Annotated in this window: 9 protein-coding genes; 7 read left to right on the forward strand and 2 right to left on the reverse strand. The window is 47.0% G+C overall.

Going from position 1 to position 13,996, the window contains the following annotated elements:
• Nucleotides 1–86 precede the first annotated feature (86 nt).
• Both F0220_RS05335 and F0220_RS05340 read right to left on the reverse strand, forming a co-directional pair.
• Nucleotides 87–2,873, reverse strand: a complete 2,787-nt coding sequence (locus F0220_RS05335) for a DUF5689 domain-containing protein (RefSeq protein WP_411157708.1) — start codon at nt 2,871–2,873, stop codon at nt 87–89.
• 222 nt (nt 2,874–3,095) lie between these two features.
• Nucleotides 3,096–3,572 carry an RNA polymerase sigma factor gene (locus F0220_RS05340; protein WP_076253376.1) on the reverse strand — a complete coding sequence of 159 codons (477 nt, stop codon included), beginning with the start codon at nt 3,570–3,572 and terminating at the stop codon, nt 3,096–3,098.
• A gap of 215 nt (nt 3,573–3,787) precedes the next feature.
• Here F0220_RS05340 and F0220_RS05345 point away from each other — a divergent pair, with 215 nt between their 5' ends.
• The 7 genes from F0220_RS05345 to F0220_RS05375 all read left to right on the forward strand — a co-directional run bounded on the left by F0220_RS05345 (nt 3,788) and on the right by F0220_RS05375 (nt 13,699).
• The gene (locus F0220_RS05345) at nt 3,788–4,501 is read left to right on the forward strand and encodes a response regulator transcription factor (RefSeq protein WP_036606313.1); all 714 of its coding nucleotides are present in this window, start codon (nt 3,788–3,790) and stop codon (nt 4,499–4,501) included.
• Nucleotides 4,498–5,964, forward strand: a complete 1,467-nt coding sequence (locus F0220_RS05350; RefSeq protein ID WP_091015776.1) for a sensor histidine kinase — start codon at nt 4,498–4,500, stop codon at nt 5,962–5,964. The genes F0220_RS05345 and F0220_RS05350 overlap by 4 nt, the downstream gene beginning before the upstream one ends.
• Entirely contained in the window at nt 5,961–7,124 is a 1,164-nt protein-coding gene (locus F0220_RS05355; protein ID WP_091015774.1) for a hypothetical protein, read from the forward strand. The genes F0220_RS05350 and F0220_RS05355 overlap by 4 nt, the downstream gene beginning before the upstream one ends.
• Nucleotides 7,125–7,505: 381 nt before the next feature.
• On the forward strand, nt 7,506–8,189 hold the full coding sequence (locus tag F0220_RS05360; RefSeq protein ID WP_091015773.1) for an ABC transporter ATP-binding protein: 684 nt from the start codon (nt 7,506–7,508) through the stop codon (nt 8,187–8,189).
• A gap of 18 nt (nt 8,190–8,207) precedes the next feature.
• Nucleotides 8,208–9,578, forward strand: coding sequence for an ABC transporter permease (locus F0220_RS05365; RefSeq protein WP_091015771.1), 1,371 nt, complete (start codon nt 8,208–8,210; stop codon nt 9,576–9,578).
• A 28-nt stretch (nt 9,579–9,606) separates the two neighbouring features.
• Complete coding sequence (locus F0220_RS05370; RefSeq protein WP_149846325.1) at nt 9,607–10,683, forward strand: efflux RND transporter periplasmic adaptor subunit; 1,077 nt, start codon at nt 9,607–9,609, stop codon at nt 10,681–10,683.
• Between the two features lie 571 nt (nt 10,684–11,254).
• Complete coding sequence (locus F0220_RS05375; protein ID WP_188310520.1) at nt 11,255–13,699, forward strand: glycoside hydrolase family 6 protein; 2,445 nt, start codon at nt 11,255–11,257, stop codon at nt 13,697–13,699.
• Nucleotides 13,700–13,996 lie beyond the last annotated feature (297 nt).

Raw genomic sequence — 13,996 nt, forward strand, 5'->3', positions numbered from 1 at the left:
CGAAACCATGTTGCCCTGTGAATCAGGCAATGTTGGTTTCGGTTTTTTAGTTGCTTGTTTAAACGTTAGGCTTCTTTAACTGAGACTTAGCTAGCCAAAGGCAACGCTTTGGTCACTTGAACCGTAATCGTCTCTGTGCTGGTTACGCCTGCCGCGTTGATCAGCTCAGCACGGTACGTATACGTTCCGTTAGCGCGTCCCGACAATTCAGTTGTAGCACTTTGAGAAGCAGGTGTAGCGGCTTTCAAAGTTTGTGTATCAATCAACACATCATTCTCATAGAGACGGTATTCGGTTGCGTTTGTACCCCACCAGAGGTTCATGGATACGTTATAGTTGCCGTCACCATCCCAGTTGTTTTGGGACAACGTAGCTTTGCCTGGAGCAGCATTGGTTACTTGTACCGTCAGCACGTCACTGCGTGTTGTGCCTTTGTCATTGGTCAGCTCGGCTACGTAGGTATACGTACCGTTGGCTTTACCTGTAATAGCTGTTTTGGAGGACTGAGCCGATGGTGAAGCCGCAGACAACTTCTGTGTATCGATCAGAACGCCGTTCTCATACAGTTTGTACTCGGAACCGTTTTCGCCCCACCAGAGGTTCATGCTTACGTTATACGAACCTTCGAACAGGCCAGTGGTATATCCATTATCAGAAGAAAGCACCGGTTTACCCGGTGCTCCTGCAGCTGGAGTGGAAGGCACTTCGCCGCCACCTTGCTCTTCAGCAGGTACAAAATCATTCAAGCTTCTAGGTTTCAATTGATATACATCTTTGAAAATAGCGGAAACGCCTGTGATATCAATTTTGTCCCCAGCAGCATAAGGGAAGGAAGTCTCCGTCACACCTGTACGGGTATCTACACGGATATGTGTGCTTGTTCCATCTGCTGCTACCGCGTCGAATTCAAAAGATCCAACTGGTGTAGCACTGATGATATTCTCGATCGTTACATTTTTCAATTGAATCAGTTGACCTTGGTTCGCATCTGTAATTGCAGTAACCTCGATTGGAGCAGGTACGGAAGCCGTACCTGTTTTCTCAATCGAAACGATATCGGTAAGCTCGAACTCGCTGTTATAGATGGTTGTTGCTGCTGTTACTTTCACCTTGTCACCAGCATGGAAGCCGCTAGTATGCTGGAATACGTAGATTCCGGCAGTTTCATCTTGAAGATAAAAGGCTTGTCCACCGAATGCACCTGGTTCTGTCGTTACAACACCTTCGATGGTTACGGTAGTACCGACAGCTTTGGTGCGTGCTTCAGCAACGGTAATCGCTGCTGGAATCGGTCCTTCTTCTTCCGGAAGCTGTTCAGCTGGCACATTGCCAACAGTCACGGCATTGGTGATCAGGTTACTGCCGTTCAGACGCAGACGCAAGCTCGCAGCGCCAGTTGTACCCGGTTTGATACGTACATTCAGATCTTTGATCCCGCGACCTTGGCTATCCGAGGTTACACTGAATGTGGAGCTGTAACCGTACGATGTCGGCCAAGTACCACTTTCATTCTGAATCATGGCTACCTGTGTTCCGCCAGTCAGATAGATACCAGCACTATAACCGGATACGGTTGTGTTTGGAGCCATGTTCTCCACAACGACACGAATCTGGAAGTCTTCTGCATTCGGAAGCGTATCCTGTTTCACGAAGCTGTAAGAAGCATTTGCGCTAGATGCAGGGCCGCCGTAAGAACCAGCCTTGAACGTGGAACGATCGTACCACTTGTATCCGGCAGCAGGTGCGGCCCAAGGTTCAGCCTGTGGTTCTGTAGAAGCAGCCGGCTCTTCGAATGGCAACAGCGCTGTAGCTGTATCCAGTTCAAGTCCGTTTACTTGAGTGAAGTCCGTGTAGTTCTCTTGTGTAGCAAGCCAGTTCACCGTGTTCACGAGCAATACGGCATCATCAGCTTCTTTAAAACCATCATAAGTCGTTTTGCGTGTGCCTGTCTCTTCACGCAAGTATTTTGGCGATGCATCTTCTACTGGAGAGGAGTCACCGATGAAGGCAGCTTTACCTGCACCCAGCTTGGATACAGCCACATAAGGACCTTCTTCGATCCCGCCACCGTTGTAGACACCTTGGTCTACCGCGTTATTCCATTTTGCGTTGGTTTTTGGCAAGTAAACAATACCTTTTGCCTTTTCCGGATCAGTGATTGCGAGTGTTGAACCTGCGTGCATGGCTACACCCGACACCCCTTCTGTGATGCCGAAGGCTTGATCTGCCGGTACAACGATATTGGCATTGATATCGCCAAGTGCGTTATAGCGGAATCGTACGCCGAAGTTATCGGACAACCAGTCCGAACTGGTTATATTTTGCATCGCTTCAGAATTACGCTCATCTGTGCTCATGCCTTTGGCCGGATCTTCGAATGCTCCCCGACGATAGCCGTTGATGACTTCAGAGCCATCCCAGCGGTTTTTGTTACGGTCAGCATTATAGTGATCTCCAACAAAGAAGATGCTGCCACCCGTTTCAACATATTGTTTGAGTGCTGCTTGTTCGGATGTTTTGAAAGGAATTTGAGGCTCTGCAATAACGAATACGTTATACTCTTTCAGATCATCATAGGTAAATGGAGTTGTCTTGCGAAGTTCTTTGACATAATAACCATCATTCGCGAGTGCATTCCCGAAGTCGGAGAAACCTCCATCAATGACCCAGTCTGCAGCTCCAGCCGTTTGGCCGTGAGAGTTGTCGAACAATACTTTTTTACCTGCATTTTGGTTCACAACCTTTGCCTGGATGAACGGTGCCGGGTCTGTCGGTCCTTCCGCATGAACCGATGCATCTCCGTTCCATAATCCGATCTGAAGCGGCAAAGCCATGGACAATGCCAGGAGTGATTTTAAAAATACTCCTCGCATACCTGTTAATTTACCCAACCAAATCCCTCCCAAATATTAGTTGATTCATGAGTTCGTCCATATTCTACCACACGAAAATCTCACATAGTCATAACAATTTGTAAAAATTAACTCGATATTTGTAAAATTGGGTCTTTTGACATATCCATAGGTATTTCGGTCCCGTCATAATCCATTCATTTCTGCGTGTATATTGATTTTACGCAAATAAAAAGCCATCTCTTATGAGATGACTTTGGCCCGAATTCGATTGACGGCATGGAAGACAGAGGATTTAATCATACCTTCACTACGGTTCACCAGCTCTGCTGTTTCCTTAATGGAGTATCCATGGATGAGCCGAAGTTCTAATATTTTACGATGTTCGGTGTTGTTAATATGGGAGACAAGATCATGAACACCCTCGCTAATTTCAAGGTGGGATGTATCGACGTGATGGGTAGGCACCTCTAGACGACTGTCTCGTCTGAGTGTACGGGTCCGCCTGCGGAAGCTGTCCATCGCCAGGTTACGGGCAATGCGTTTGAGATAATAGAGAATGCGATCTTCAGGGATATCCACGGTAACGTTCATTAGTCGAATGAAACAATCCTGTGCCAGATCTTCTGCATCTTGCGGTTGTTTGACGATATGGGATAGATACCTTGTGATTTCTGATTTATAGTTGACATAAGCATCATTAATTTGTGTGCTGTTCATATGATGTGAATCCCCCTTGGATACAGATCAGGCTTGGGTCCGGTCTGGTATAAGTCTCTTATGATTCAAGTATATCGGGAGGTTGTTTCCAAAAGGTTCAGAGTTGTATCGGAGTTGTAACATTTCGTGCTTCCCTCTATTCAAGCATACGGCTTGGGATACAAAATAAAGGCAGATGAAGGAAATTCATAGAGCAGGGAGATTACGAAAGTATCATGAGACAAAAAGAGATTTTAATTATTGAGGACGAGGAGTCCATTCGCGATATTTTGTCCTATTCGTTACGTAAGGAAGGATTTGAGATCAAGGAAGCAGCTACGGGAAAAGAGGGCCTGGATCTGCTTCGGGATTCGAAGCCGGATCTGATCCTGCTGGATCTGATGCTTCCAGACATGAGTGGTTTTGATGTGTGCAGGCAACTATCCGTGAATTCCAAGATACCCGTCATCATGATTACCGCCAAGTCGGACATGCTGGACAAGGTGCTTGGCATGGAGCTTGGGGCGGATGATTATATCACGAAGCCTTTTGATATCCGTGAGGTGGTTGCGCGCATTCGGGCGATTTTTCGACGGATTGATCTGATCAGCGAGACACTGGAGAATCAGTCCTATGAGGTGGTAAGGCTAGGCAAGCATATTGAGATCCGCAAGGATGAACGGGAAGTGTGGAAAGACGGGGAACGGGCAGGACTCACGAATAAAGAATATGATCTGTTGTTATTTCTCGTGACCCATCATCGTAAGGTTCATACACGTTCTGAACTGCTGGATAAGGTATGGGGATTTGATTTTGCAGGGGATACCCGAACAGTGGACATTCATGTGCAACGGATTCGTAAGAAACTGGATAGTGGTGTGCAAGGTATTTCGATGATTGAAACGGTATTCGGTGTGGGGTACAAGCTGAATATTCAGGTACAGACATGAAGTGGACGATCCAGTTTAAAATGGTGGTGCTATTCTCGGTCATTGTATTTATCGGATTCTCCGTCCTGCTGATTCTGTCCAATAAGGTAGCCCAGGAGAATATGTACCGGGAAGTGCATGAGGATATGGTGCAATCCAAAAGAAATCTGGATATCGCGCTGAATCAGTACTTCTTGATTCATAATAAACGCATGAGCAGAGACTCGCTCGAAGCAGGAAGTCGCGAGCTCGCGGAGCAGATTGGATCAGCCGTTGGTGGGGAGATTACGGTATACCGTCCCGATGCTTCGCCCTACGGATCTGCTGGTAGCAAGGTTAACGTTGCTAAGCGCTCTGATCATCCTGATGTGGAGGAAGCCATACAATCCCGGATCGCTTATACCACAGTTGTGGATAAAGGTCGGGTCACCTCCAGTCTGTCCTTCCCGCTTCAGATGGATCAACAATTGATTGGAATTGTGCAGTTGGAGAAGGATTACACCGACTTGTACAAACGCAATCTCCGGTTCCAGAATACGATCAAGCTGTTTGCAGCGGTTATTTTTGTATTTGTATTTATCGCATCCATCTTTATTTCCCGGAAAATTACACAACCCATCCGTGTACTGACGAAACGTTCTGCGGAAGTGGCCCATGGAAGTTTGAATGCGGACATTCAGATTACAACCAAGGATGAAATCGGTGAATTGGCTTCAAGCTTCACCGTCATGATTGATCGGGTACGGGAGCAGATTGATGTGATTGAGCGAGAGCGGGACGAAGTGAAGCAAGTACAGGCGCGAAGCAAAGTTTTTTTTGATAATGTGACGCATGAATTGAAGACACCCTTAACGACGATTCTGGGATACGCCCAGATTTTACGGGATAACGGATTTACCGACCAGGACTTTTTCGACAAAGGCATGAATTATATCATCAAGGAAAGCCAGCGTCTTAACACGATGGTTGCGGATATTCTGGAGGTGTCGGTCTCTTCTGCGGTCATTCAGGCATACCGGTTCGAACGTATCGATATATCAGATATTATTCGTGAAGCTTGCGAGGACATGTCGATTAAGGCGAGCAAGTACAATATAGGCATCCACTATGAGTTGGAGGAACATCAGTATTTACAGGGAGATCGGGATAAGTTGAAGGAGGTCTTCCTCAACATCCTGGATAATTCGGTCAAGTACAGTGATGTGAACTCCATTATCGAAGTACAGTCCTTCCGGTTAGGTGATTCTATTGCTATTGTGATAAGAGATCAGGGGGAAGGAATCGGCGCTGAAGCGCTCCAGCATGTATTTGAACCCTTTTACCAGGATAAAGGAATCAACAGGGCCGAGAAAGGCAGTGCCGGACTGGGTTTGTCTATTGTGAAGAACATCGTTGAGCGTCATGGAGGAACTGTGGAGATGAAGAGCATCATGCGGGAAGGGACACAAGTGAATATCAGTCTTCCGGGGGAAATGAACGCATGAGACATCCTGGATTTTGGCGTAAAAACCGTGACAGATTGATGCTGTCAGGGTTGTTGATCGCATTTGTCAGCGGAATTTTTGGGATTGGGAGCCTGTTCAGTCTCGGAAATCTCAAACCAAGAACGGTGATTTTGCCAAGTGAGCAGTTCAACAGCCGTCTGGCACCACCACCTAGCAGTACGATTCAGATCGAGTCGGCTACCAAGATTCCAAATGACTTTGCGATCTTTGATTTTGAAGTGTTAGACCGGAATACGATTATATTTAATCAACCGGAATTTTCCTATTCAGGGCTCAAGCTGTCTCTCCTGCATCTGGATGATAAGGAAGTGAAGAACATTGCGGCTAATACGGATTACGGTGTAACGATCAGTCCGGATCACAAAAAAATCATATACTCCCAGTATCGGGCAGGTCAGACGCAGAAGACAACGTATGAGTATATGATACAGAGCGGGGAACGTCGCAAACTTCCGTACGACAACTCGTATTATCGAGTGTTTGTAGGGAACGACTCCTACATCGGTCAGGATGATCTGTCATTTAAACAAGTTGATCTGAGCCAGGGGAAGAGTCATGTCATCTACACGTATGAAGAGCTGATGAGCATGTTCACAGGACCAAGACAAGGGAAAGGTTCGAGTGATACGTTTATCGTTATGGATGTGTTGCAGGTCAGTGGGGATCACGAGCAGTTTTATATACTGGTGATGCTGAAAGACAAGTATGCCATCTATCGTGTATCGCTTGAGGATGAGCATGAAGTGAAGGCGTATGCTGCAATGGAAGACATTCAACAGTACAAGTTGCTGAAAAATGGTGACATGCTCATCCAGGGAACGATGAATAAGGTACAGGGCCTGTATCGGTATCATGCAGCAGAGGAGCAGTATGATCTGTTATTACAAGGTTCGATCTGGAGCTTCGATCTGGATGCAGATGAATCCCGAATAGCTTACTTTTTCCCGATGGACAGTCAGAATCAGAAGAATGAGTTGCATGTTGCCTACCTGAATGACAGCAAAATTTCGTCGGATACGGTGATCTATCGCAATATTGATAACTTCATCAGTCTGAAATGGAATGACGATGAATTATTTGCTGTAAGCAGCTCAGTGGATAAAAGTGAAATGTACCGCTTTAGTTTCAGAGCCTGGTAAGCTGCGGAAGGTATACGAATATAAGACCTTGGTCTGATGGAGTGATAGCTGCTCTGCGGACAAGGTCTTTTTGTTATGACATGTTACAAGTTGGATACAACTCCGGCCAGCCCGGATACATCTCCACCCTATAATAAAAGGGAATGTGCTACGCGAATCTTTACATACAAGTTCAAAAAAACTGGTTTTCAGTACCGAGAAGATGGGATGAAGCTAGAAATGGAGTAGCAGAGCGTAGGGAAAACTACGTGAGCAACGGACATTTCGGCTGAATTCTATATTCGATGTTGATGATGTCATTAGACATCCTTCGTAATCAAAAGCGGGCTTTTTGAACAACCTCTGTACATATTTAGCAAGTAGAAAGGAAGAAATGCAGTAATGCTTCAAGTTGAACAATTATCCCACTCGTTCCGCAATGGCCAGGGAACCGTGCCGGTGCTTCAGGATATCAACCTGACGATTGGAGAAGGCAAGATGGTAGCCCTGCTGGGCAGTTCTGGTTCGGGTAAATCCACACTGCTGAATCTGATGGCGGGGCTGATGAAACCGGATCAGGGCAAGATTCTCATTGCGGGACAAGATATTGTACGTTTCAGTGAAAATCGCCTGGCTGAGTTCAGGCGCAGTCATATTGGGTTTATTTTTCAATCCTATGAACTGCTGTCCAATCTTACGATCCGGGAAAATGTAGAATTACCCTTGGTGTTTATGGGGATAAGCCCTTCGAAACGCAAAGCAAAAGCATTGAAGTTGCTGGAACAAGTGGGACTGGGTGAAAAAGCAAACTTGTTCCCGTCCCAGTTGTCGGGCGGCCAACAACAACGTGTCAGTATTGCACGTTCGCTTATTACCGAACCCTCGGTTATCTTTGCAGATGAGCCTACCGGGAATCTGGATACCGAGACGGAGGAAGAGATTATTGCGATTTTGCAGCAGCTTAACCGGGATATGAATACAACCTTTGTCATTGTGACACATGAAGCAGAGGTCGCGGAGCAGATGCAAGTTGTGCTTACACTGCAACATGGAATACTGGTCGAAGAGGCTGTAAGGGAAGTTTGAGGCAAAAGGAGAGGAAATGTGAGAATACGGGATGTAGCACGTATGGCCTGGGGACAGATCATTCGCAGAAAAATGGTCACACTGCTGTGTATGATGGGGCTGTCCATTGGTTCTGCCGCCATGATTATTGCACTTAGCGTGGGGCAGTCCGTACAGACCTATAGCGAGAAAACATTGAACGACAATTACAAGATGGATGAAATCACGATTACGCCCAATGAAGGCATACGTACCGGGAACGGCAAGGGGAATAGTCAGACATCGAAGTTTGAACGGGGAGCATTGACGTTGGAAAAGATTCAGATTATCCAAAGACTTCCCCATGTTGTTGCCGTGGCTCCCATGTTAAAGCTGGATTCGCTGGAAATGGTGCTTCCGGATGGTCGCAGCACGTATGTTGAGGTCATTGGTACCCAGCTGGAGACCCTGGGCGGGTTTGGATACAAGTATGCTGAGGGACGTGGGGCAGAGGATGGTCGTATGGCGGTAACCAGTTATGGGGCTGCATTCGGACTCGTGGACCCCAAAGTAACTCAGAAGTTATTCGAGCAGTTGAATGCTGATCCATATAACAACGAGCTTTTGGAACAGTTTATGGAAATGTCCGCCAAGCAGGATCAGCTGGTTCAGCAGCTGGTTCAGTTCCGATATGAAGATTATGCGAATGCAAGCAAAACCAAAATGAGTGGCTCTATACGCGTGTCTGGAGAGTTGACGAAGCCTTCCAACATGGATGAGATGAGCGCTCAAAACGATAAAAAAGTATATCTGCCGCTCGATACAGCTCGTGCATTGCAGGATGAGCTTGGATTACAGCAGGCCGACAGCAGTGCGGCCAAGCATCTTAACTCGGCTCTGGTCAAGGTTGAGGACAAACGTTATGTATCCCAGGTGGAAGAACAGATTAAAAAGCTGACTTTAAATACACAGAGTAATCTGTTCCAGGAAGAAGCGATGTCAGGTCAACTGGCAATGTACCAAAAAGCGGCATTGGGAATCGGCGGTTTTATCATGCTGCTGGCCTCATTATCCATTATTGTAGCGATGATTATGTCTACGCATCAGCGTCGTAAACAGATTGGTGTGATGAAGGTGCTGGGCGCAAATCTGTGGCAGATCCGTCAGATGTTTATTACGGAAGCAGCGATGCTTGGATTAATGGGCGGCGTGGCTGGTGTGGGGATTGCCTTTGCTGCCCTCGGCGGGGTGAACAGTCTGCTGGCGAGTCAGATGGCAGATCAGATGAATGGTCCGATGACCGTCGTTATTCAGCAATCCGCTCTGCCACTCGGCATCGTTTTTGCTGTTCTGGTTGGCATTGTATCAGGTATATATCCGGCAATCAGCGCATCTCGAACCAATGCATTAACTGTGATCAAATCAATGTAATTTTATCAGCGAAAGGGAAATTGGGCACATGAAGAAATGGATTAAAATCATCATCACCGTTGTACTTTTGGCAGGTGCAGGGTACTGGTTGTATGAAAAGTACAAGCCAAAACCGGAGGCACCTATAGAGATTCCGCCCCCGATTACTTTTGATGTGACACAGGAAACGATGACGCAAACGATACAGGTGAAAGGGAAATCCGTATACACCGATCAGACGGATATCTTCGCTCCGTATGCTTCCAACATCAAGCAGTGGCACGTGAAAAGTGGTGAGCAGGTGAGCAAAGGCGATATCCTGTTTACCCTCGACACTTCCACGTTACAAACAGAAGTAGAACAGTTGCAGAGTGATCTGGAGAAAGCCCAGCTGGAAAATAAGATGAATCAGGTTAGCCTGGATCAGGCGAATATGAGTGAGACGCTTGGCGTGACGGAAGAGGAGCGCAAGAAGGCATTTGCAGATCGGGAAGGTAAACGCCTGACGAATGAATTGAATCAAAAAGCGCTGGTCCTCAAGGAGAAGGAGATACAGAAAAAGCAGGCAGTAATAAGTAAGTCTGTTGTGTATGCTTCCGCTTCCGGTATATTTCAGATGAATGAAGAGGATAGCAAGACACGTGTGGTGACGGAAGGACAGCTGATCGGATCCATTACAAACATCAGCAAACTGAAATTTATGACGATTGTTGGTGAGGAAGAAATGTTCAGGCTCAAGGTGGGCATGCCAGTTAAGGTGCGAATGACAGCACAGAAAGACCTGCAATTCACCGGGAAGGTGAGCAAGGTATCCAAATTCGCCCGCAAGAGTACGGATACGGACCTCAAGCAAGCATCCCAGTTTGACGTGGTCATTGATCTGAAGCCTGACGCCAGAATGTATGGAGGCGTGAGTCTGGAAGGCGATATCGAGACGATGCGGAAGGATAAAGTGACGGTTGTGTCCAGCCTGGCGATTATGCGGGATCAGACCGAGCCTTACGTACTGTTAGACAAGGGCAATGGACAGACCGCGCCGCTGACGATCCAGGCTGGAATGGAATCGGGGGACAAGACGGAAGTAGTTAGTGGCTTGAAACCGGGAGACATTGTCGTTTTGCCTTAGATGTAGGAATTTAAGAATAAGGCATTATATGTAATGACTAGCTAGACGAGCGGGTAAATTCGGCATTGTAAAACACGAGGTTCATTGTGGCAGATTGCCAGCATGGACCTCGTGTGTCTTTTGGAGCAAGGGATGTCCAGAATCCTGCCTGAATTATGGAAAAAAATATAATTAAATTTATATAATTCAATTTACAGTAAAATTTACATGTCGTATAATCAGAACATAAGGAGGTGACACCAAACATCATGTTTGTAGATGGATAGGCGAAGGCCTTTTTTTTAACTGTTTGAAGAAAGCGCTTACCAAATTTAGGATTCAGACATCCCATAAGTCATTTTTCACACTTCTTCATGTCTAACACACGTTCAACCACACCCACCATATTATACTCATTCACATGATTCGCCCTCACACACCATTTGTTTGCTCAAGATTCCAGTGATACAACCATTTCTTTTGGAGGTGATACAACCAACTCATCCGAACGTTCTCTTCGTGCTAAGCATCATAATGACACAGAGGATCAGACATGAGTACAACCCAATCTAACTAAAGGAAAGGTGGAACTATGAAGACTAAATTGAAAACCAAATCGAGAGGTAAGAAGATCCTGCGCAAAGGTGTAAAGCAAATGTTGGCAGCAACGCTGCTCGCGGCGGGGATTTTCCCTGGACTGTCTCCAGGCTTGGCTCAGGCGGCTGAAGCACATGTGGATAATCCATTTGTAGGGGCAACGGCCTATCTGAATCAGGACTATTCAGCTCTCGTGGATACGTCCATTGCACTGACCAACGATGCGTCGTTGAAGGCCAAGATGGAGACCGTCAAATCGTATCCAACCGCAGTATGGGTTGACCGGATTGCTGCAATCTATGGCGGTACGGACAACGCTGGTCGCAAAAGTGTAGAGCAACATCTTGATGCCGTTCTCGCTCAAAAGAAACCGGGTACACCGATCACCGCTTCGTTTGTTATTTACAATCTGCCCGGACGGGATTGTCATGCACTTGCATCAAATGGTGAACTTCCACTAACACAGGCGGCACTGCAGACCTATAAAACGGATTATATTGATGTGCTCGCAGATATCTTCGCAGATCCGAAGTATCAGGATATTCGCATTATTGCTGTCATTGAACCGGACAGTCTGCCTAACCTTGTGACCAACCTGAGTACACCAGCTTGTGGTCAAGCCAGCTCAACAGGTATCTATGAGGCGGGTGTGAAGTATGCACTGGACAAGCTGCACGCCATTCCGAATGTGTACAACTATCTGGATATCGGTCACTCTGGCTGGCTTGGCTGGGATAACAACCGCTCTGCAGCAGTCGCGCTGTATACAAGTGTTGTACAAGGGACAGCCGCGGGTCTGAGCAGTGCAGATGGTTTCATTACGAATACAGCGAACACCACACCGTTGGGAGAGCCGAACCTGTCCAACCCGGATCTCAATATCGGTGGACAACCGATTAAATCGGCCAAGTTTTATGAGTGGAATCCTTATTTTGACGAAACCGATTTCACTGCTGCGCTGTATGCCGATTTCGTACAAGCCGGCTGGCCAAGCAGCACAGGTTTCCTGATCGATACTAGCCGGAACGGCTGGGGCGGGGTAGACCGTCCAGCATCCGCTACGGGCAGCAACATTAATGATTATGTGAATTCCGGACGTGTAGATCGCCGGGAGCATCGGGGGAACTGGTGTAATGCCAGTGGCGCAGGTATTGGTGAAGCACCTAAGGCTGCACCAGGACCAGCGCATCTGGATGCTTATGTATGGGTGAAACCTCCGGGTGAATCCGATGGCTCCAGCTCCGAAATTCCGAATAACGAAGGCAAAGGTTTCGACCGGATGTGTGATCCAACCTTCACAACTCGGGATGGTGTATTAACAGGTGCGTTGCCTAATGCTCCGGTATCGGGTCACTGGTTCCATGATCAATTCGTGGCACTGGTGAAAAACGCATTCCCTGTACTTCCTGCAAGTAACGGTGGAGGCAACCCTCCGGGTGGAACAACAGCTCCGGCAGCACCAGCAGCATTGACAGCTTCTGCCGGTAACGCTCAAGTCTCCTTGACGTGGACTGCTTCCACAGGGGCTACAAGTTATAGTGTGAAGCGGGCACTGAGTGCATCAGGTCCATTCACAACAGTTGCAGCTAATGTAAGTGGAACATCTTACAGCAACACCGGTCTGATCAATGGTACAACCTATTATTATGTGGTAACGGCAACAAATGCAGTAGGTGAAAGTGTTAACTCTGCAACAGCAACAGCTACACCCGTTGCAGGTGTAACGGCGCCAGCTGCACCGACTGCTCTCACAGCAACTGCAGGCAATGCGCAGGTGAGCCTGACGTGGACCGCTTCTACAGGTGCAACAAGTTATGATGTGAAACGCGCACTGAGTGCAACAGGTCCGTTCACAACGATTGCGGCGAATGTGAGCGGTACGTCCTACACAAACACTGCCCTCACGAACGGCACAACGTATCATTATGTGGTAAGTGCAGTGAATGCAGCAGGGCAAAGTGCCAATTCCGCTGTAGCTTCCGCGACACCTCAAAGTGTCGTTGTACCAACGAGTGATCTTGTCGTGCAATATCGTGCTGGAGATACCAATGCTCAAGATAGCCAGATCAAACCGTATTTCAACATCAAAAATCTGGGCAGTACTGCTGTGAATCTGAGTGATCTGAAAATCCGGTATTACTTCTCCAAAGAAGGCTCAGCTGCGATGGATTCTGCCATCGATTACGCTCAAGTTGGCGGAGCCAATATCCAGCGGACCTTCACAGACTCGTACGTTGAGCTGAGCTTCACATCTGGCGCTGGCAGCATTCAGGCTGGTGGACAGACTGGGGACATCCAGCTTCGCATGTACAAAACAGACTGGTCCAACTTTGACGAAACGAATGACTACTCTTTCGATCCAACGAAAACATCCTATCAGGATTGGAACAAGGTAACACTCTATCAAGGTGGAAACCTGGTATGGGGCATTGAGCCTTAAACTTTACTTGTAACTGTCTTAACCGTGATCCTCAGTGTGTTAGAGGATTGCGGTTTTTTGCTATGCATTACAAGAGTCATTCTAGATTGAAGTTCTCACATAGAAATATATTTAGAATCGCTTGAGGATCCGAAATTAGGAAGTGAGAGCGGATGTATTAAGCTGGGCTGTCCTCTGGTCATGAAAATAATCAAGGGGAGGGGCAACCCTCTTTCTTTCTAACGAACAGAGGGCACACTATTTAGTTGAATTGATACAGTTGAAAATTCTAACGAATCGTAGACACGCTATTCAGTT

It is taken from the genome of Paenibacillus sp. 37, assembly GCF_008386395.1.
GTDB lineage: Bacteria > Bacillota > Bacilli > Paenibacillales > Paenibacillaceae > Paenibacillus > Paenibacillus amylolyticus_B.

Bases quoted from the DNA above. Each gene is read 5' to 3' on its own strand.
- F0220_RS05335 (WP_411157708.1), bottom strand. From the start codon at position 2,873: ATGCGAGGAGTATTTTTAAAATCACTCCTGGCATTGTCCATGGCTTTG.
- F0220_RS05340 (WP_076253376.1), bottom strand. From the start codon at position 3,572: ATGAACAGCACACAAATTAATGATGCTTATGTCAACTATAAATCAGAA.
- F0220_RS05345 (WP_036606313.1), top strand. From the start codon at position 3,788: ATGAGACAAAAAGAGATTTTAATTATTGAGGACGAGGAGTCCATTCGC.
- F0220_RS05350 (WP_091015776.1), top strand. From the start codon at position 4,498: ATGAAGTGGACGATCCAGTTTAAAATGGTGGTGCTATTCTCGGTCATT.
- F0220_RS05355 (WP_091015774.1), top strand. From the start codon at position 5,961: ATGAGACATCCTGGATTTTGGCGTAAAAACCGTGACAGATTGATGCTG.
- F0220_RS05360 (WP_091015773.1), top strand. From the start codon at position 7,506: ATGCTTCAAGTTGAACAATTATCCCACTCGTTCCGCAATGGCCAGGGA.
- F0220_RS05370 (WP_149846325.1), top strand. From the start codon at position 9,607: ATGAAGAAATGGATTAAAATCATCATCACCGTTGTACTTTTGGCAGGT.
- F0220_RS05375 (WP_188310520.1), top strand. From the start codon at position 11,255: ATGAAGACTAAATTGAAAACCAAATCGAGAGGTAAGAAGATCCTGCGC.